Annotated in this window: 34 protein-coding genes; all 34 read right to left on the reverse strand. The window is 46.2% G+C overall.

Annotation, left to right across the window (positions count from 1 at the left end):
- Nucleotides 1–14: 14 nt before the first annotated feature.
- Nucleotides 15–878, reverse strand: a complete 864-nt coding sequence (locus AC1U9Z_RS12195; RefSeq protein ID WP_479957570.1) for an energy-coupling factor transporter ATPase — start codon at nt 876–878, stop codon at nt 15–17.
- On the reverse strand, nt 866–1,696 hold the full coding sequence (locus AC1U9Z_RS12200) for an energy-coupling factor transporter ATPase (protein ID WP_479957572.1): 831 nt from the start codon (nt 1,694–1,696) through the stop codon (nt 866–868). Before AC1U9Z_RS12200 ends, AC1U9Z_RS12195 begins: the two co-directional genes overlap by 13 nt.
- Before the next feature lie 168 nt (nt 1,697–1,864).
- Entirely contained in the window at nt 1,865–2,203 is a 339-nt protein-coding gene (gene rplQ, locus AC1U9Z_RS12205; protein ID WP_333532144.1) for a 50S ribosomal protein L17, read from the reverse strand.
- Nucleotides 2,204–2,217: 14 nt separating this feature from the next.
- Nucleotides 2,218–3,165, reverse strand: a complete 948-nt coding sequence (locus AC1U9Z_RS12210) for a DNA-directed RNA polymerase subunit alpha (RefSeq protein WP_333532145.1) — start codon at nt 3,163–3,165, stop codon at nt 2,218–2,220.
- A gap of 46 nt (nt 3,166–3,211) precedes the next feature.
- The gene (gene rpsD / locus AC1U9Z_RS12215) at nt 3,212–3,838 is read right to left on the reverse strand and encodes a 30S ribosomal protein S4 (RefSeq protein ID WP_333532146.1); all 627 of its coding nucleotides are present in this window, start codon (nt 3,836–3,838) and stop codon (nt 3,212–3,214) included.
- Between the two features lie 22 nt (nt 3,839–3,860).
- The gene (rpsK, locus tag AC1U9Z_RS12220; protein WP_333532147.1) at nt 3,861–4,250 is read right to left on the reverse strand and encodes a 30S ribosomal protein S11; all 390 of its coding nucleotides are present in this window, start codon (nt 4,248–4,250) and stop codon (nt 3,861–3,863) included.
- Between the two features lie 24 nt (nt 4,251–4,274).
- The gene (gene rpsM / locus AC1U9Z_RS12225; RefSeq protein ID WP_333532148.1) at nt 4,275–4,646 is read right to left on the reverse strand and encodes a 30S ribosomal protein S13; all 372 of its coding nucleotides are present in this window, start codon (nt 4,644–4,646) and stop codon (nt 4,275–4,277) included.
- Between the two features lie 21 nt (nt 4,647–4,667).
- Nucleotides 4,668–4,781: a 50S ribosomal protein L36 gene (gene rpmJ, locus AC1U9Z_RS12230; RefSeq protein WP_003544690.1), complete on the reverse strand. Its 114-nt coding sequence runs from the start codon at nt 4,779–4,781 to the stop codon at nt 4,668–4,670.
- 28 nt (nt 4,782–4,809) lie between these two features.
- Nucleotides 4,810–5,028, reverse strand: coding sequence for a translation initiation factor IF-1 (infA, locus tag AC1U9Z_RS12235; protein WP_003544696.1), 219 nt, complete (start codon nt 5,026–5,028; stop codon nt 4,810–4,812).
- Nucleotides 5,029–5,066: 38 nt separating this feature from the next.
- Entirely contained in the window at nt 5,067–5,357 is a 291-nt protein-coding gene (locus tag AC1U9Z_RS12240; protein ID WP_333532149.1) for a KOW domain-containing RNA-binding protein, read from the reverse strand.
- A gap of 26 nt (nt 5,358–5,383) precedes the next feature.
- The gene (gene map / locus AC1U9Z_RS12245; protein ID WP_333532150.1) at nt 5,384–6,130 is read right to left on the reverse strand and encodes a type I methionyl aminopeptidase; all 747 of its coding nucleotides are present in this window, start codon (nt 6,128–6,130) and stop codon (nt 5,384–5,386) included.
- A 12-nt stretch (nt 6,131–6,142) separates the two neighbouring features.
- Nucleotides 6,143–7,402 carry a preprotein translocase subunit SecY gene (gene secY, locus AC1U9Z_RS12250; protein WP_333532151.1) on the reverse strand — a complete coding sequence of 420 codons (1,260 nt, stop codon included), beginning with the start codon at nt 7,400–7,402 and terminating at the stop codon, nt 6,143–6,145.
- A 2-nt stretch (nt 7,403–7,404) separates the two neighbouring features.
- Nucleotides 7,405–7,845 carry a 50S ribosomal protein L15 gene (gene rplO / locus AC1U9Z_RS12255; protein WP_333532152.1) on the reverse strand — a complete coding sequence of 147 codons (441 nt, stop codon included), beginning with the start codon at nt 7,843–7,845 and terminating at the stop codon, nt 7,405–7,407.
- 13 nt (nt 7,846–7,858) lie between these two features.
- Nucleotides 7,859–8,038 carry a 50S ribosomal protein L30 gene (gene rpmD / locus AC1U9Z_RS12260; protein WP_333532153.1) on the reverse strand — a complete coding sequence of 60 codons (180 nt, stop codon included), beginning with the start codon at nt 8,036–8,038 and terminating at the stop codon, nt 7,859–7,861.
- A gap of 11 nt (nt 8,039–8,049) precedes the next feature.
- Nucleotides 8,050–8,553 (reverse strand): 30S ribosomal protein S5, encoded by a 504-nt coding sequence (gene rpsE / locus AC1U9Z_RS12265; protein WP_333532154.1) that lies wholly within the window; start codon nt 8,551–8,553, stop codon nt 8,050–8,052.
- 30 nt (nt 8,554–8,583) lie between these two features.
- Entirely contained in the window at nt 8,584–8,952 is a 369-nt protein-coding gene (gene rplR / locus AC1U9Z_RS12270) for a 50S ribosomal protein L18 (RefSeq protein ID WP_333532155.1), read from the reverse strand.
- Between the two features lie 18 nt (nt 8,953–8,970).
- Nucleotides 8,971–9,519 (reverse strand): 50S ribosomal protein L6, encoded by a 549-nt coding sequence (rplF, locus tag AC1U9Z_RS12275; RefSeq protein WP_333532156.1) that lies wholly within the window; start codon nt 9,517–9,519, stop codon nt 8,971–8,973.
- Between the two features lie 24 nt (nt 9,520–9,543).
- Nucleotides 9,544–9,942 carry a 30S ribosomal protein S8 gene (rpsH, locus tag AC1U9Z_RS12280; RefSeq protein WP_333532157.1) on the reverse strand — a complete coding sequence of 133 codons (399 nt, stop codon included), beginning with the start codon at nt 9,940–9,942 and terminating at the stop codon, nt 9,544–9,546.
- A 21-nt stretch (nt 9,943–9,963) separates the two neighbouring features.
- Complete coding sequence (locus AC1U9Z_RS12285) at nt 9,964–10,149, reverse strand: type Z 30S ribosomal protein S14 (RefSeq protein ID WP_011876617.1); 186 nt, start codon at nt 10,147–10,149, stop codon at nt 9,964–9,966.
- Nucleotides 10,150–10,178: 29 nt separating this feature from the next.
- A complete protein-coding gene (gene rplE / locus AC1U9Z_RS12290; RefSeq protein WP_333532158.1) occupies nt 10,179–10,718 on the reverse strand; it encodes a 50S ribosomal protein L5 in 540 nt (179 codons plus the stop codon).
- Between the two features lie 26 nt (nt 10,719–10,744).
- Nucleotides 10,745–11,065, reverse strand: coding sequence for a 50S ribosomal protein L24 (gene rplX / locus AC1U9Z_RS12295; protein WP_333532159.1), 321 nt, complete (start codon nt 11,063–11,065; stop codon nt 10,745–10,747).
- A 92-nt stretch (nt 11,066–11,157) separates the two neighbouring features.
- The gene (gene rplN, locus AC1U9Z_RS12300; RefSeq protein WP_333532160.1) at nt 11,158–11,526 is read right to left on the reverse strand and encodes a 50S ribosomal protein L14; all 369 of its coding nucleotides are present in this window, start codon (nt 11,524–11,526) and stop codon (nt 11,158–11,160) included.
- A gap of 37 nt (nt 11,527–11,563) precedes the next feature.
- Complete coding sequence (gene rpsQ, locus AC1U9Z_RS12305) at nt 11,564–11,833, reverse strand: 30S ribosomal protein S17 (RefSeq protein WP_333532161.1); 270 nt, start codon at nt 11,831–11,833, stop codon at nt 11,564–11,566.
- A 37-nt stretch (nt 11,834–11,870) separates the two neighbouring features.
- Entirely contained in the window at nt 11,871–12,068 is a 198-nt protein-coding gene (gene rpmC / locus AC1U9Z_RS12310; RefSeq protein ID WP_333532172.1) for a 50S ribosomal protein L29, read from the reverse strand.
- Nucleotides 12,058–12,492, reverse strand: a complete 435-nt coding sequence (gene rplP, locus AC1U9Z_RS12315; protein ID WP_333532162.1) for a 50S ribosomal protein L16 — start codon at nt 12,490–12,492, stop codon at nt 12,058–12,060. Before rplP ends, rpmC begins: the two co-directional genes overlap by 11 nt.
- Before the next feature lie 3 nt (nt 12,493–12,495).
- Nucleotides 12,496–13,161 carry a 30S ribosomal protein S3 gene (gene rpsC / locus AC1U9Z_RS12320; protein WP_333532163.1) on the reverse strand — a complete coding sequence of 222 codons (666 nt, stop codon included), beginning with the start codon at nt 13,159–13,161 and terminating at the stop codon, nt 12,496–12,498.
- A 4-nt stretch (nt 13,162–13,165) separates the two neighbouring features.
- Nucleotides 13,166–13,507, reverse strand: a complete 342-nt coding sequence (gene rplV, locus AC1U9Z_RS12325) for a 50S ribosomal protein L22 (RefSeq protein WP_333532164.1) — start codon at nt 13,505–13,507, stop codon at nt 13,166–13,168.
- Nucleotides 13,508–13,519: 12 nt separating this feature from the next.
- Nucleotides 13,520–13,804 carry a 30S ribosomal protein S19 gene (gene rpsS, locus AC1U9Z_RS12330; protein WP_333532165.1) on the reverse strand — a complete coding sequence of 95 codons (285 nt, stop codon included), beginning with the start codon at nt 13,802–13,804 and terminating at the stop codon, nt 13,520–13,522.
- A gap of 67 nt (nt 13,805–13,871) precedes the next feature.
- On the reverse strand, nt 13,872–14,699 hold the full coding sequence (rplB, locus tag AC1U9Z_RS12335) for a 50S ribosomal protein L2 (protein WP_333532166.1): 828 nt from the start codon (nt 14,697–14,699) through the stop codon (nt 13,872–13,874).
- Between the two features lie 14 nt (nt 14,700–14,713).
- Nucleotides 14,714–15,001: a 50S ribosomal protein L23 gene (rplW, locus tag AC1U9Z_RS12340; RefSeq protein ID WP_333532167.1), complete on the reverse strand. Its 288-nt coding sequence runs from the start codon at nt 14,999–15,001 to the stop codon at nt 14,714–14,716.
- On the reverse strand, nt 15,001–15,621 hold the full coding sequence (gene rplD, locus AC1U9Z_RS12345) for a 50S ribosomal protein L4 (RefSeq protein WP_479957577.1): 621 nt from the start codon (nt 15,619–15,621) through the stop codon (nt 15,001–15,003). The genes rplW and rplD overlap by 1 nt, the downstream gene beginning before the upstream one ends.
- A gap of 32 nt (nt 15,622–15,653) precedes the next feature.
- Nucleotides 15,654–16,283 (reverse strand): 50S ribosomal protein L3, encoded by a 630-nt coding sequence (gene rplC, locus AC1U9Z_RS12350; protein ID WP_479957579.1) that lies wholly within the window; start codon nt 16,281–16,283, stop codon nt 15,654–15,656.
- A gap of 74 nt (nt 16,284–16,357) precedes the next feature.
- A complete protein-coding gene (gene rpsJ / locus AC1U9Z_RS12355) occupies nt 16,358–16,666 on the reverse strand; it encodes a 30S ribosomal protein S10 (RefSeq protein ID WP_003544757.1) in 309 nt (102 codons plus the stop codon).
- 178 nt (nt 16,667–16,844) lie between these two features.
- A partial coding sequence (locus tag AC1U9Z_RS12360; RefSeq protein WP_479957584.1) for an EF-Tu C-terminal domain-related protein occupies nt 16,845–17,022 on the reverse strand: 178 nt, incomplete at its 5' end.

Raw genomic sequence — 17,022 nt, forward strand, 5'->3', positions numbered from 1 at the left:
TTGACGACTAATGGCTAACTACTAAAATGGCCCCTGGCCTTTAATAGTCTCCCCACTTCCCGTTCAGCCTCATGGAGGGTGGTCATTTCCTTAACAGAAACTCCTTTCCCCTTAAGAGAAGCAGCTAGCTCGGATGCAAAGGGAACGCCGAGGCCCAGGGCTTCTAGTTTTTCCCTGTGGCTAAAAACTTCCTGGGGTGTACCCTCCATGGCTACTTTGCCCTGTTGCAGAACGGTTACACGGTCTGCACGGCAAGCCACCTCTTCCATATCGTGGGTTACCAGCACAATGGTTACCTTTTCCTTACTGCACAGGGTGCTAAACATATTCATTAATTGTTGACGTCCACGGGGATCGAGACCGGCTGTTGGTTCATCCAGCAATAATATTTTAGGCTCCATGGCTAGGATTCCCGCTATGGCCACTCTTCGTTGTTGACCCCCACTAAGCTTAAAAGGTGATACTTGAAAGTATTCTTTTTCCAGCCTTACCCTGTCCAGTGCCCTTTTAACCCTCCGGTTAACCTCGGTTTGCCCTAAACCAAGATTTTGGGGCCCGTAGGCTACATCGTGCCAAACGGTATCCTCAAATAATTGTTTTTCAGGGTATTGAAAAACCACCCCTACCTGACGCCATAATTGAGTACGGTTTTTTTTAATAGACAAATCTAATCCGGCTATTTTTACTGTACCCTTGCCTGCTATTAACCCTGCCATTACTTGCAGTAGGGTGGACTTTCCTGAGCCCTGGGAACCTATGATGGCCCTGAACTCCCCCTCAGCCACTGAGAAATTCAAGTCACCTAGAGCCTGTCGCTCCATCGGGCTTTTGGGGGCATAGACTACATTCAGTCCTTTAATCTCAATTATTGGGGACATAGATGCTCAATCCAATCTGCTACAGATAGTGAGGCCTTGGGCACAATCAGGTCCTTTTGCTTAAGTCTGCGGGCTAGTTCCGCCGCCGGAGGAAGTTCCAAACCAAGCTTGGCCAGCCAGTCAATATCAGCAAAACACTCCTGGGGAGTCCCTTGGAAGGCTACTTTCCCTTGTTCCATTACAACAACCCGATCAGCCGTTACTGCCTCTGACATATCATGGGTCACTAACACAAGGGTTTTGCCCATTTTTTTTAATCTGTTAAGTTCCTGGAGAACTTTTTTCCTGCCTCCAGGGTCCAACATGGAAGTGGGTTCGTCTAGAACCAACACCTCTGGTTCCAAGACCAATACCGCAGCGATGGCTACCCTTTGTTTTTGTCCGCCTGAGAGTTTGTGAGGGGGAAATTCCAGCAAGGACGTTAGGCCCATTGCCTGACTTATATCATTAATTCGTTTTTTCATTTCCTCTGGTTCAACACCCATATTTTCCATGCCAAAGGCCAGTTCTTCTTCCACCAATGCAGCCACTAACTGGTTATCCGGGTTTTGAAAGACCATGCCTACTTTGCTTCTGATTCCCCAAATATTCGTTTCATCACAGGTGGCTAACCCATCTACAATAACCTTGCCCTCAATGGGTAATAACAAACCGTTTAATAGGCGGGCCAAGGTTGACTTGCCAGAACCATTGGGACCTAGCACCGCAATGGTTTCCCCGGGAAAGAATTCTAGATTAATATTATCTAGGGTGTATCTTTTACTTCCCTCTGGATAGCGATAAAAAACGTTCTTAACAGATATAATTGGGTTTCTCATATTACCTCACAGAAAAAATAACGGTAGCCCTCGGATGGACTCATATGCCAAAAAAGCCCCAGGAGACCAAAATAGGTTTATCCCCGGGGCTTTTTGCCTTACATTTAGGCAAGGCGAAACGGAAACCACACTAGCCCGGGGTTTCCGCCAATTCTTTACGCCATGGAATTATACTAGTTCCAACAGCACCATTTCAGCTGCGTCACCCCGGCGATAACCCACTTTAATGATGCGTGTGTATCCGCCTTGGCGATCAGCATATTTGGGAGCGATGGTATCAAAAAGTTTTTTCACTACATCTTCTTCATAGATGTATTCTAAGCACTGGCGGCGAGCAGCCAGGTCGCCTTTTTTGGCAACAGTTACCAACTTATCAGCAATGCTACGTACATCTTTAGCTCTGGGTCCGGTGGTTTCAATCCGTTCATCCCGGAATAAAGAGGTAACGAGGTTTCTCAGCATCGCTTTGCGATGGCCAGTGGTTAAACCAAATCTACGATAGCCCACAATTCGTCCCTCCCTTACTCGTCTTCGGTTCTAAGCGACAGGCCTAGTTCGTGTAATTTATTAATTACTTCTTCCAGCGACTTCTTGCCAAGGTTACGAACTTTCATCATATCCTCTTCGTTACGCTGAATCAGTTCTTCTACAGTGTTGATGCCAGCCCGTTTCAGGCAGTTGTAGGAGCGTACAGACATGTCAAGTTCCTCAATCGTCATCTCAAGGATCTTGTCCTTTTGCTCCTCTTCCTTTTCTACCATAATTTCCACATCATTAACTGTCTCGGTTAAACCAACAAACAGCCTAAGATGCTCATTTAAAATTTTGGCAGAAAGGCTTGTGGCCTCGTCCGGTCGGATACTGCCGTTGGTCCAGACCTCAAGAGTGAGCTTGTCATAGTCCGTTATCTGACCTACCCGAGTGTTTTCCACATTGTAATTCACCCGGCGTACCGGTGTATAGATAGAATCAATGGGTATAACCCCTATAATATGCTCGCCCTTTTTATTCTTCTCTGCTGAAGAATAGCCCCGGCCTTTGTTTACGGATATCTCCATAAACAACCTTCCACCGGTGTCAAGGGTTGCCAGATGCAACTCCGGATTTAGGATTTCTACATCGGCATCACAAATAATATCACCGGCAGTGACGGGACCTTCGGTCTGAGCTTCCACCCGAAGAACTTTTTCCTCGTCGCTGTGAATTTTAAGGCAAAGATTTTTCAGGTTTAGAATGATATCGGTAACATCCTCTTGAACCCCGGGAACTGTGGCAAATTCATGCAATACACCCTCAATTTTAACGGATGTAACAGCAGCCCCAGGCAGGGAGGATAGTAGAATCCTGCGCAGCGAGTTGCCCAGGGTAATCCCGTAACCACGCTCCAGCGGTTCTACTACAAATTTACCGTATGTGTTATCCTCACTCTGTTCAACAATCTCAATCTTCGGCTTTTCAATCTCCAACAATTCGGTAACCCTCCTTTGGCCGGACCGGAACTAACATACCGACCAATTACCTGGAATACAGCTCGACAATTAAGTGCTCTTCAACCGGAGCGTCGATTTGATCCCGGCTGGGTAATGCAATAACTCTACCTTTGGCTTCTTGACTGTCATACTCCATCCAAGCCGGAGGAGTACGATCAGCAGATCTCTCCATTAGTTCTTTAATACGTGGGGAGGCTTTACTCTTCTCACGAACAGCAATTTCATCACCAACACGAACTTGGAAAGAAGGAATGTTTACCTTTTTACCGTTTACGGTAAAGTGGCCATGCAGAACCAGTTGTCTTGCCTCTACCCTAGAAGCGCCTAGGCCTAGACGGTAAACTACATTATCCAAGCGACGCTCTAAAAGACGCAGCAGGTTCTCACCGGTAACACCGGGTTGACGCTCTGCATGTTCAAAATAGTTGCGGAAAGGCTTTTCTAGTACACCGTATATACGACGTGCTTTCTGCTTTGCACGCAACTGAATACCATATTCAGAAACTTTCTTGCGACCTTGACCATGTTGTCCGGGAGCATAACTACGACGGTCAATAGCACATTTACCGGTGTAGCAGCGGTCTCCCTTCAAATACAGTTTGAGGCCTTCACGCCGACAAAGACGGCAGTGTGGACCAGTGTATCTTGCCATGGAAACTCATGCACCTCCCTAATTACACTCTCCGGCGCTTAGGCGGCCGGCAACCATTATGCGGAATCGGAGTAACATCCTTAATCATGTTAACTTCCAGACCAGCAGCCTGCAGTGAACGAATTGCAGCCTCACGTCCGGAACCAGGTCCCTTAACTGTAACTTCTACTTCTTTCAAACCGTGTTCCATCGCGTCTTTGGCGGCAGCTTCTGCGGCCATTTGGGCAGCAAAGGGAGTGCTTTTACGGGAACCCTTAAAGCCAACTTGACCAGCACTGGACCAGCCAAGGGTATTGCCCTTAAGGTCAGTAATGGTAACGATGGTATTGTTAAAGGTGGACTTAATATGTGCCACACCTGACTCAATATTTTTCTTGTCTTTGCGTTTAGTTCTTACTTGGCGACGAGCCATGTTTGTTCTTTACCCCCTCTCGCCTTACTTCTTCCTGCGTGCACCAACCGTCCTCTTGGGACCCTTACGGGTACGAGCGTTGGTTTTTGTACGCTGGCCGCGAACAGGAAGTCCGCGACGGTGTCTGAGGCCACGATAACAGCCAATTTCAATCAGACGCTTGATGTTGAGAGCAACTTCTCTGCGGAGGTCACCTTCAACCTGAACATTTTTATCAATATAATCTCTAAGCTTGTTGACTTCTTCTTCTGTTAAATTTTTAATTCTAGTTTCTGGGTTTACGCCAGTTTGGGCTAGAATTTTTTGAGCAGTTGGCTTACCAATGCCGTAGATATAGGTAAGAGCGATTTCTGCTCTCTTATCTTTCGGCAGGTCCACCCCGGCAATACGTGCCATATTACGAATACACCTCCCGTGTTACCCTTGCTTTTGCTTGTGCTTGGGATTTTCGCAGATAACCATAACCTTACCTTCACGGCGGATAATCTTGCATTTTTCACAAATCGGTTTAACCGATGGTCTGACTTTCATAATGTAACCCTCCTTTGGGGGATCTTGTTTACTTAAAGCGGTAAACGATGCGACCCCGGGTTAAGTCATAGGGAGACAGTTCCACCGTAACCCTGTCGCCAGGTAGTATACGGATAAAATTCATCCGAATTTTTCCCGATACATGTGCCAGTACCTTATGTCCGTTCTGTAATTCCACCCGAAACATCGCGTTTGGGAGCGGCTCTAATACTTTACCTTCTACTTCTATAACATCATTTTTTGACATTGCTCTTTTAACCAACCTCCTTAACCTTTGAGTAAAGGCTACTCCTGGAGCTTTCTGATCAATATAGCCAATTCAGACATGATCTCTGCATTTGTTAACTTCACTTGAGCAGCTAGCTTTGTAGCGATCACCTCTGAATACATCTGATAAATTTTAAGATGCTTCAGGTTCTTTCTCTTGGGTTTCTCTATACCACGATATTCCCCATCGGTAACATTTACAAAACTATTGCCAGAAGTGCTAACAACCAGGTAGTACCTTTCAACATCACGCCCCTGGGTCGAACTTACCAATTGCCCGGGCCTCACTTCTTCTACCAAACCTTGCACCTCCAACACTTTTATGTGCAGGGCATCTACAGTTTTGTTAGAATTTCCGGTGTATCATCGGTTATGGCGATTGTATGTTCAAAGTGAGCTGACAACCTTCCGTCTAGGGTTACGACCGTCCAATCATCCTCAAGGGTACGTACCTCAAAGGTGCCCAAGTTTACCATTGGTTCAATTGCTAATGTCATTCCTTTTTTTAGCCTGGGTCCTCGGCCAGGAGGTCCAAAATTGGGTATCTGAGGATCCTCATGCATTTTGGCTCCTATACCATGCCCCACATAATCCCGAACAACTGACATGCCCTGTTTCTCGACACATTTTTGGACGGCATTCGAAACGTCGGAAAGGCGATTGCCTTCCACCGCTTGAGCAATGCCGGCATATAATGATTCTTCGGTTACCCTTAGAAGTTGCTGAGCCTCTTGACTGATGGTACCCACTGGTAATGTAAGGGCACTGTCACCAACAAAACCATTTATTACCGCACCACAGTCAATGCTAATAATATCCCCATTCTCCAATTTTCTTAAACCGGGGATTCCATGTACAACTTCTTCATTCACAGAAGTACATAGAGTTCCGGGAAAACCGCCATACCCTTTAAATGCCGGTTTAGCACCTTTACGAACAATAAAATCCTCAGCCTCTTGGTCAAGCTCCTTGGTTGTAACGCCCGGCTTAACCATATCTTTGAGAACTTCAAAGGTTTCGGCCACAACTCTTCCGGCATCCCGCATATAGTTTAGTTCTCGCTCGTTTTTAATAGTAATCATTTATTTCACCCGCTATTTCAAGAAGCCTTGGTAACTCCGCATCAGCAGGTGAGATTCAATCTGCTTCATCGTATCTAAAGCAACACCCACAACAATCAATAGCGCGGTGCCGCCAAAGTATACGTTGGGAATACGGGTTAACACTAGTATTACGTTTGGCAGGATAGCAATCAGTGCTAAGAAGACTGCACCAGCCAAAGTGATTCTACTCATTACTTTGCCAATATATTCTGCCGTGGACCGTCCAGGACGTAAACCAGGAATGAAGCCACCGTACTTCTTAATGTTCTCTGCCATATCAACTGGATTCATAATTACTGCTGTGTAGAAGTAAGTAAAACCAATAATTAGCAAAGCATATAAAAGACTGTTGAGTACGCCACCCCAGGCAAACCACTTTAAGTACCAATCGGCAACGCCGCTACCTTGGAACCAAGAGGCAATTTGACCCGGAAACATTAACAGTGAAGAAGCAAAGATAATAGGAATAACTCCAGCTTGGTTTACCTTTAAAGGCAAGTGGGAGGTTTGCCCGCCGTATACACGACGTCCCACCACACGCTTAGCATACTGTACAGGGATGCGACGTTGACCTTCCTGTACATATACAACGGCAACTATCACCAGAATACCAATAATCACCAGAGCCAGTATGCTAAAGATATTAATTGTTCCTGCCTGTAGATACTGTCCAATGCTAACCATCGCTGAGGGAATTCTTGAAACGATACCAGCAAATATCAGTAGTGATATACCATTGCCTATTCCTTTATCTGTGATTTGTTCGCCCATCCACATTAACAGAACGGTTCCCGCTGTAAATGTAAGGGCCACAGTCAGGTAGTTTAAGGTACTGGGGCTAGCCAGCGCACCCTTTAGAGCCATGGTCATGCCGATGGCCTGAACAAAAGCTAGCACTGCTGTAAAATACCGGGTATATTGGGTAATTTTTTTACGCCCCTCTTCCCCTTCCTTGGCTAATTTCTCTAAATGAGGAATTACCACCGTCAGGAGCTGCATAATAATCGAGGCGTTAATGTAAGGGGTAATACTCATGGCGAAGATACTCGCGTTTTTGAATGCACCCCCGGAAATAACATCAAAGAAACCAAGCAATTGACCCTTTGTCAGCAGGTTGGCAAATGCTTCCGGGTTAACTCCTGGTACCGGTATGTGGGCACCAACCCGGAACAAGAAGAGCATTGCCAGGGTAAAAAGCAGCTTGCTCCGCAGTTCGTCAAGTTTGAACGCAGTTGTCAGGCTGTTTAACACCCTTAGATCACCTCGGCTTTTCCGCCTGCAGCAGCAATCTTTTCGGCTGCTGTTTTACTAAAGGCGTGAACTTTTACGGTTAATGCTTTGTCAAGTGTGCCATCTCCCAAAATCTTCACACCGTCGCCAATCTTCTTTATTACACCTGCTTCAAGCAATAATTCTGGAGTTACTTCCGTGCCGGCTTCAAAAACATTTAATTGATCCAAGTTGATAGCAGTAATCTGCTTCTTGAAAATGTTTGTAAAACCCCTCTTCGGCAACCGACGCTGTAACGGCATTTGACCGCCTTCGAAACCAGGACGAACACCGCCGCCTGATCTTGCATTTTGACCTTTGTGACCTTTGCCGGCAGTTTTACCTAAACCGGAGCCGATACCTTGACCCTTACGGGTTGGTTTTGTTCTTGCACCGGGAGCTGGTCTTAGTTCGGAAAGATTCACCGGTACACCTCCTTTAGGCTTCCTCAACCTTAATCAGATGAGAAACTTTATTGATCATACCCCGAATACCAGGGGTATCGTTTTGTTCAACCATACTATTGGTCTTACCCAAGCCAAGGGCGCGGACAATTTTCCGCTGTGCCTCAGGCCTGCCGATAAGACTGCGTACAAGCGTAATTTTCAGCTTGGCCATTGTCCGTCCCCCTAACCTAATAATTCTTCTACGCTTTTGCCGCGTAGTCGAGCCACTTCTTCTGGGGTCTTAAGCATCTTAAGTCCCTCCATGGTAGCGTTTACCATGTTGTTGGCATTATTGGAGCCTAAGGATTTTGTTAAGATATCTCTTACACCAGCTAATTCCAGGATGGCACGTACAGGACCACCCGCAATAACACCAGTACCTTTAGCGGCTGGCTTCATTAAAACTTTTCCAGCTCCGAAGCGACCTTGTACCTCGTGGGTTATGGTAGTTCCGTTTAAGGCAACTTCTACCATGTTTTTCTTAGCATCTTCAATTCCCTTGCGAATAGCTTCAGGAACTTCAGCGGCTTTACCTAAACCGGCACCCACGTGGCCATTACCGTCGCCAACTACCACCAGAGCGGAGAAGCTAAAGCGCCGACCACCCTTAACAACCTTAGCAACACGGTTAATATAAACAACCTTTTCGGTTAGTTCCAGCTTGCTGGCATCAATTCTTGCAGCCATGTGTCGTTGCTTCCCTCCTTTAAGATTAGACTAAAAGTCTAATCCTGCTTCTCTGGCAGCATCTGCCAGAGCTTTTACACGACCGTGGTAGAGGTATCCTGCACGGTCAAATACTACTTCCTTAACACCCTTTTCCAGGGCTAGCTTGCCGACTAAATCGCCAACAGCTTTGGCAGCTTCAATGTTACTGCCATTTTTCATTTTTCCCTTTAGTTCCGGCGATAGGGTTGAAGCAGCAACCACGGTCACGCCAGTTTCATCATTGATGAGTTGGGCATAGATATTATTCAGGCTGCGGAAAACGTTAAGACGTGGTCTTGCCGCTGTACCCAAAATTTTATTCCGGACTCTGCGACGACGTTTTGCACGTATCGCTTTACGGTCAGGTTTGGTAAGCAACCGAGTTCAACTCCTTCCCTATTTCTTGCCTTTACCGCCGGCTTTACCGGCCTTGCGGCGAATGATCTCGCCTTCGTATTTAATACCCTTGCCTTTGTATGGCTCAGGCTCACGAACTGCACGGATATTGGCCGCCAATTGACCTACGGCTTGCTTATCGCATCCCTTGACAGCAATCTTAGTTACTGCGGGAACTTCGATCTCTATACCAGCCGGGGGTTCTATTTCAACCGGGTGAGATTTACCGATGGTCAGCACCAGCTTATTACCCTGCTTGGCAGCACGGTAACCAACACCAACCAGCTCAAGGTTACGCTGGAAGCCATTGGTCACCCCTACCACCATGTTACTTAACAGGGTGCGGGTTAGACCATGTAAAGCTCTGTGGTTCTTAGCATCACTGGGACGCTCTACCACCAGATTGCCTTCCTCCAGTTTAATGATCATATCCTGGTGGAATTCCTGTTCCAATTGACCTTTGGGTCCTTTAACAGCTAATACTTTGCCGTCGATTTTTACATCAACACCCTGGGGTACTGGAATAGGCTTTTTACCAATCCTGGACATCTGTCACACCTCCTGTTACGACGCTTACCAGACGTAGCAAATGACTTCGCCACCGAGACCGGATTGACGTGCTTGCTTATCCGTCATAATTCCCTTTGATGTGGATACAATGGCGATACCTAAGCCACCTAATACTTTAGGTATTTGGTCTTTCTTGGCGTATACACGCAGACCGGGCTTAGAAATTCTTTTTAGTCCAGTGATAACGCGTTGTTTATTCATACCGTACTTAAGATACAGTCTAATAATTCCTTGTTTACCATCTTCAATCGTTTCAAAATCTTTAATGTAGCCCTCTTGCTTCAGGATCTCAGCAATAGCCTTTTTTACATTGGAGGCCGGGGCTTCTACCTTATCATGGTAAACAGTGTTAGCATTGCGAACCCTTGTTAAAAAATCCGCAATGGGATCAGTCATGACCATGTGATGCAACCTCCTTCCTGATTACCAGCTGGCTTTCTTTACTCCCGGAATCTCCCCGCGATAGGCAAGCTCCCGGAAGCAAATACGGCAAATACCAAACTTTCTCATATAACCATGGGGCCGCCCACACAGTTTGCAACGATTATGTCCTCGCACCGTAAACTTTTGTGGTGCATTCGCCTTATTAATCATGGATTTTTTGGCCACCGAATTACCCTCCTTTACCGGAAGTTAGCTTACTTAACAAAGGGGATGCCCATAAGTTTTAGTAGCTCTCTGGCTTCTTCGTCAGTTTTTGCAGTGGTTACGAATGTAATATCCATACCACGTACCTTGTCTATTTTGTCATACTCTATTTCTGGGAAAATCAGCTGTTCCTTCAGGCCCATGGTGTAGTTACCACGTCCGTCAAAGGATTTATCTGATACTCCACGGAAATCTCTAACCCGAGGTAGAGCAACGTTGAACAGTCTATCAACAAATTCATACATACGCTCACCGCGCAGGGTTACTTTTGTACCAATGGTCATACCTGCACGCAGTTTAAATGCAGCGATTGACTTTTTAGCTTTAGTTGTAATGGGGCGTTGGCCGGTAATGGTCATTAAATCACCAACTGCAGCATCAACAGCTTTGCTGTTTTGAACGGCTTCGCCCAAACCAACGTTAACAACAACTTTTTCAAGCTTAGGAGCCTGCATGATATTCTTATAACCAAACTTTTGTATTAAAGCCGGTTGAACTTCGCTCAGGTACTTATCCTTTAGCCTTGCCACGTTTTTTCCTCCTTTCCTAGCCCTTATTAGCTGAGTAATTCTCCGCAATGTTTGCAAATACGCTCTTTGTTACCACTATCCAAAACTTTCTTTTGAATACGGGTAGCTTTGTTGCACTTGTTGCAGAACAGCATAACATTAGAGCTATGGATGGGGGCCTCTTTTTCCACTATACCCCCCTGGGGCATTTGGGGAGTGGCCTTCTGATGACGCTTAACAACGTTTACACCTTCAACAGTCACACGACTTTTAGCTGGTTCAACAGTAACAACTTTACCTTTTTTGCCAGCATCTTTGCCTGTGATTACCATTACAGTATCGCCCTTACGAACGTGAACTTTCGGCATGTAGTTCATACACCTCCCGATTAAGAGGCGAGAGGACATTTAAGGTTGGATCGAATTTCTCTCCTACCACTCTTACCTCTTGCTTAATCCGACTAGATAACTTCAGGTGCAAGTGAAACAATCTTCATAAAGTCTTTTTCACGCAACTCCCGGGCTACGGGTCCAAAGATACGTGTTCCCCTGGGGGTTTTGTCATCTTTGATGACAACAGCGGCGTTTTCATCAAACTTTATATAAGAACCGTCTGGACGGCGTACTTCTTTAGCAGTGCGTACGATAACACACTTAACAACATCACCCTTTTTAACAACGCCGCCGGGTGTAGCTTCTTTTACGGAAGCAACAATGATATCGCCAACACTGGCATAACGACGCAGGGCACCACCTAAAACACGAATACATTGTAACTTTCGGGCTCCTGTGTTGTCTGCTGCCTTTAATCTCGTTTCAACTTGAATCACGAATAAAACCTCCCTTCGTGCCCGGTATTAGCCAAAATTAAAGTTGTTCGGCCCTTTCCAGGATTTCTATCAGACGCCAGCGCTTATCCTTGGAAAGCGGACGGGTTTCCATGATACGTACAGTATCGCCAATGCGACAGCTGTTATCTTCATCATGAGCTTTAAATTTTGTAGTCTTACGAATGGTGCGGTTATATAAAGGGTGGCGAACACGATCTTCAACAGCCACAACGATCGTTTTTTCCATCTTGTCGCTGACTACTTTACCTTGACGAATCTTGCGCATGTTACGCACTTGTTCCACCATCGTACCTCCTTCCTGGTCGATGACATATTGCACGACCCTATCGAATACCTAATTTTCTTTCGGTTTCGACGGTCTTTAAGCGAGCAATATTACGTTTAACATCTTTGATTTTCATGGGGTTATCCAATTGTCCGGTTGCCAATTGAAATCTTAATTTGAAGAGTTCATCTTTGGAGTCATCTATCTTCTTAGCCAGTTCGACATCAGAAAGATCTCTGAGTTCCTTAACTTTCATTGGCTTCACCTACTTCCCCACGTGCTACAAACTTGCATTTAATAGGCAATTTGTGTATTGCCAGGCGCAAAGCTTCACGTGCCACTTCTTCAGAAACACCTGCTACTTCAAACATTACGCGACCTGGTTTAACAACAGCTACCCAATGTTCCGGAGCACCTTTACCAGAGCCCATACGTGTTTCAGCAGGTTTCTGGGTAATCGGCTTATCCGGGAATATACGAATCCAAACTTTACCACCACGTTTGATATAACGGGTCATAGCAATACGAGCAGCTTCGATTTGACGGTTAGTAATCCAACCAGCCTCAACGGCCTGGATTCCGTATTCACCGAAGCTTACCTCTCTACCGCCCTTGGAAATGCCGCCGTTACCGCGGGGACGGTGCTGCTTACGGAATTTAACCCTTTTCGGAATAAGCATCGGTTACTCGCCTCCTTGACCGGCTGCGGGTTTTTTCGCTTCCGGTAAAACTTCTCCTTTATAGATCCAAACTTTTACGCCAATTTTACCGTAGGTAGTATTGGCCTCAGCGAAGCCATAATCAATATCCGCACGCAGAGTATGCAAGGGTACTTTACCTTCACTATACCATTCGGAGCGGGCGATTTCAGCACCACCCAATCTGCCGCTGCAGGCAATTTTGATACCCTTGGCACCCATTCTCAGGGAGCGCTGTACGGTTTGTTTCATCGCACGACGGAAGGCAATACGTTTTTCCAACTGAGAGGCAATGTTTTCTGCCACCAATTGTGCATCTGCTTCCGGTGTTTTAACTTCTACGATATTTACGTGAACTTGCTTGCCAGTCATCTTCTCCAGCTGTTTGCGTAAAGCTTCTACTTCCGCACCACCACGACCAATGACAATACCAGGTTTGGCAGTGTTAATGGAAACCTTTACACGATTAGCCGCACGTTCAATTTGAATTCTAGAGATGCCGGCTTGGTAAAGCTTGCGCTTAATATATTCACGAATTTTTACGTCCTCAATTAACAAATTGGAGTAATTGCGTTTATCAGCAAACCATTTACCATCCCAGTCTTTGATTATGCCAACACGCAAACCCTTTGGGTTAACCTTCTGGCCCACGCAATTATCCCTCCTTTTTATCCGAAACCACTACAGTAATGTGGCTGGTCCTTCTTTTTATAATATCTGCACGGCCCATGGCCCTTGGCATCATGCGCTTTAGGCTGGGACCTTGGTCAACGAAAATTTGGGATACTACTAATTCATCTTTATCCATATCGTTATTGTGTTCCGCGTTTGCAGCGGCGGATTTTACCACTTTGCTCACTGCCGCAGCAGCCTTATTCGGGGTATAACGTAGAATGGCTAAGGCCTCTTCTACTTTTTTGCCACGAATTAAATCAACTACCATGCGGGCTTTACGCGGGGAGACACGGATAAATTTTGCGATAGCTTTCGCTTCCATGGTTTATCCCCCTTACTTAAGTCCTGTGGACCGTTCTGATTTATCAGCGTGGCCTCTGTAGGTACGGGTAGGTGCAAATTCACCCAATTTATGTCCAACCATATCTTCAGTAACATATACTGGGATATGTTTACGACCATCATAAACAGCAATGGTGTGGCCGATCATCTGTGGGAAGATAGTTGAGCGGCGGGACCAGGTTTTGAATACCTTTTTTTCGCCCTTCTCATTCATCGCTTCAATTTTCTTCAGAAGGTGATCGTCAATAAACGGTCCTTTTTTTAGAGAACGAGCCATTATGAACCTCCTTCCGGGTCATGGTCATGTTCCATGCTCACGGGGCCGGGTGTGTTGCTGCCCCTATTTATTTCTTATTACGGCGTTTTACGATCAAGCGATCGCTTTTCTTTCTGCCCCGGGTTTTAACACCCATGGCCAGTTTGCCCCAGGGAGTAGCTGGGTTGCGGCCGATTGGGTTACGACCCTCACCACCACCGTGTGGGTGATCCACAGGGTTCATAACTTTACCACGAACAGTGGGTCTGATGCCTAAGTTACGGGAACGACCAGCTTTACCAATCTTGATGTTCTCGTGTTCAATGTTACCCACTTGACCAATGGTAGCACGGCATTCTTGTAATACTAAGCGCATTTCTCCGGAAGGCAGACGCAGTGTTGCGTGTTTTCCTTCCTTAGCCATTAATTGCGCTGAACCACCAGCTGAGCGTACCATTTGTGCGCCAGCGCCGGGGTTTAATTCAATGTTGTGTACCATGGTACCAACAGGAATATTGCGTAACGGTAAGCAGTTGCCTACTTTGATGTCTGCATCTGGACCAGACACAACGGTTAGGCCAACTTCTAGTCCTACCGGAGCAAGAATATAACGTTTTTCACCATCTGCATAGTTCAACAGAGCAATACGTGCAGAACGGTTAGGATCGTATTCAATAGAGGCAACCCGAGCTGGGATACCATCTTTATTACGTTTAAAATCGATTACGCGGAACATCCGCTTGTGGCCACCACCCCGGTGCCTAACAGTCAGTCGGCCCTGGGCGTTGCGTCCCCCGGTCCTTTTTACGGGAACTAGCAGAGATTTCTCAGGTTCTACCTTGGTTATCTCGCTAAAGTCGGGAACAGTTACAAACCGGCGGCCAGGTGAGGTAGGTTTATAATTTTTTACTGCCACCTGGGCTTCCCTCCTTACAGTCCTTCAAAGATCTCAATCTTGTTGCCTTCTTTTAAGGTAACAATGGCTTTTTTACGGTCAGAGGTTCTGCCGGTGAATTGACGAACGCGCTTTTGTTTACCCTTAACGCGCATGGTGGTCACCTTGTCAACCTTGACCTTGAAAATTTCCTCAACAGCCTTTTTAACTTCGGTTTTGTTAGCATTGAGATCTACAATAAAGGTATATTTGTTCTCTGCTAATAAACCAGTACTTTTTTCAGTTACCACCGGCTTGATGAGGATATCGCGTGGGTTTTTCATTACGCCAGCACCTCCTCAATTTTAGCAACGGCATCTTTGGTGATAACCAGCTTGGTATATTTCAGTAAATCGTAAACGTTTACTCCATCTGCCTTTAAGGATTTAACACCTTCAATATTTCTAGCGGATTTTTCAACATTTAAGTCACGTTCAACAGTTACTACCAAGGCCTTATCGGCTTTCAGATTACTCAAAATACGCACCATTTCTTTGGTTTTGGGAGCATCTATGCTCAGGCTGTCTAATACTACGATGTTCTGACCCAATACCTTGCTGGAAAGAGCGGATTTAAGAGCTAAACGACGCACTTTCTTGGGCAGAGAAATGGAGTAATCCCTGGGATGGGGTCCAAACACAATACCGCCCTTGCGCCAGATCGGAGATCTGCTGCTACCAGCTCTGGCACGACCAGTGCCTTTTTGACGCCAGGGTTTGCGTCCGCCACCGCGTACTTCCGATCTAGTCTTCGTGTCGTGGGTACCTTGGCGTTGGTTGGCCAACTGCATATTTACTACTTCATGCATAACATGCTCGTGGGGCTCAATACCAAAAACTTCATCTTTAAGTTCCACTTCGCCAACTTGTTCGCCGTTGATGTTATATAAAGCTACTTTAGGCATTAGTTCACAGTCCTCCTTTCACTGCGTCGCAGCTACTTTGCTTTGACGCTATTCTTAACCAGTAATAGGCCACCCCTTGGTCCGGGTACTGCACCTTTAATAGCAAGCAAATTGCGTTCTGGGTCAACTTTTACTAACTCAAGGTTTTGAACCGTTACACGATCAAACCCGTGGTGACCGGGAAGCTTTCTACCCTTAAAGGTACGAGCAGGGCCTTTTGCTGCGGAGGAACCGGGACGACGGTGATACTTAGAACCATGGGTCATGGGTCCGCGATGGAAGTTGTGACGTTTGATACCACCGGCAAAACCTTTACCCTTGGATGTTCCTACAACGTCCACCTTTTCGCCTTCGGCAAAGATGTCCGCCTTAATTTCTTGACCTACTTGGAAGGCTTCGAGGTCATCTACTTTAAATTCCCGCAAAAAACGGACAGGGCGCACACCAGCTTTGGCCAAGTGGCCTTTGGTTGGTTTGTTCAATAGATTCTCGCGTTTTTCACCAAAACCCAATTGAATCGCGCTGTAACCATCGTTTTCTGGGGTTCTTTTTTGTACTACCAGACAAGGACCTGCTTCAACAACGGTAACAGGAATAGCAACACCTGCATCGTTAAAGATCTGGGTCATGCCGATCTTTTTGCCAAGAATACCTTTTGGCATGGTAACACCTCCTGTTATAGTCAGAGGTTAGAAGCCTCCTATAGCATCGCTCCTAACATACACTGCGGGGTCAATTACAGTTTAATTTCAATATCCACGCCGGCAGGTAAATCCAAGCGCATGAGCGCATCTACAGTTTTCGGAGTGGGCTCAAGGATATCAATTAAACGTTTATGCACACGCATTTCAAATTGTTCCCGGGAGTCTTTATTGACGTGGGGGGAACGCAAAATGGTGTAAATGCTTTTTTCAGTGGGCAGAGGTACTGGACCTGCTACCTGAGCACCAGTCCGCTTGGCTGTATCAACAATTTTAGTTGCAGACTGATCTAGCATTTGATGATCAAAGGCCTTTAGCCTAATTCTAATTTTTTGGCTTTTCATTACTTACTCTCCCTTCGTCCGATTCGCGGACTACTCCATGGAAATTACCTCATGCCGCGAGCAACCTTCCATTTCATCGCTAGTCATTCTCGAAGATCCGTGTTCGTGTTTCGAGGTTCGATCCGGGCATTTCCCCCGGGTCTTTCTTTAACCTCGAACTCCGAATCTCTAACTATTATTATTCGCGGATACCCGTTACTACACCGGCACCTACCGTACGGCCACCTTCACGGATCGCGAAGCGCAGACCTTCTTCAATGGCGATGGGGGTAATCAGGTCGACATCTACTTTAATGTTGTCACCAGGCATTACCATTTCTACGCCTTCGGGTAGTTCTACGATACCGGTAACGTCC

The organism is Desulfotomaculum sp., assembly GCF_982386235.1.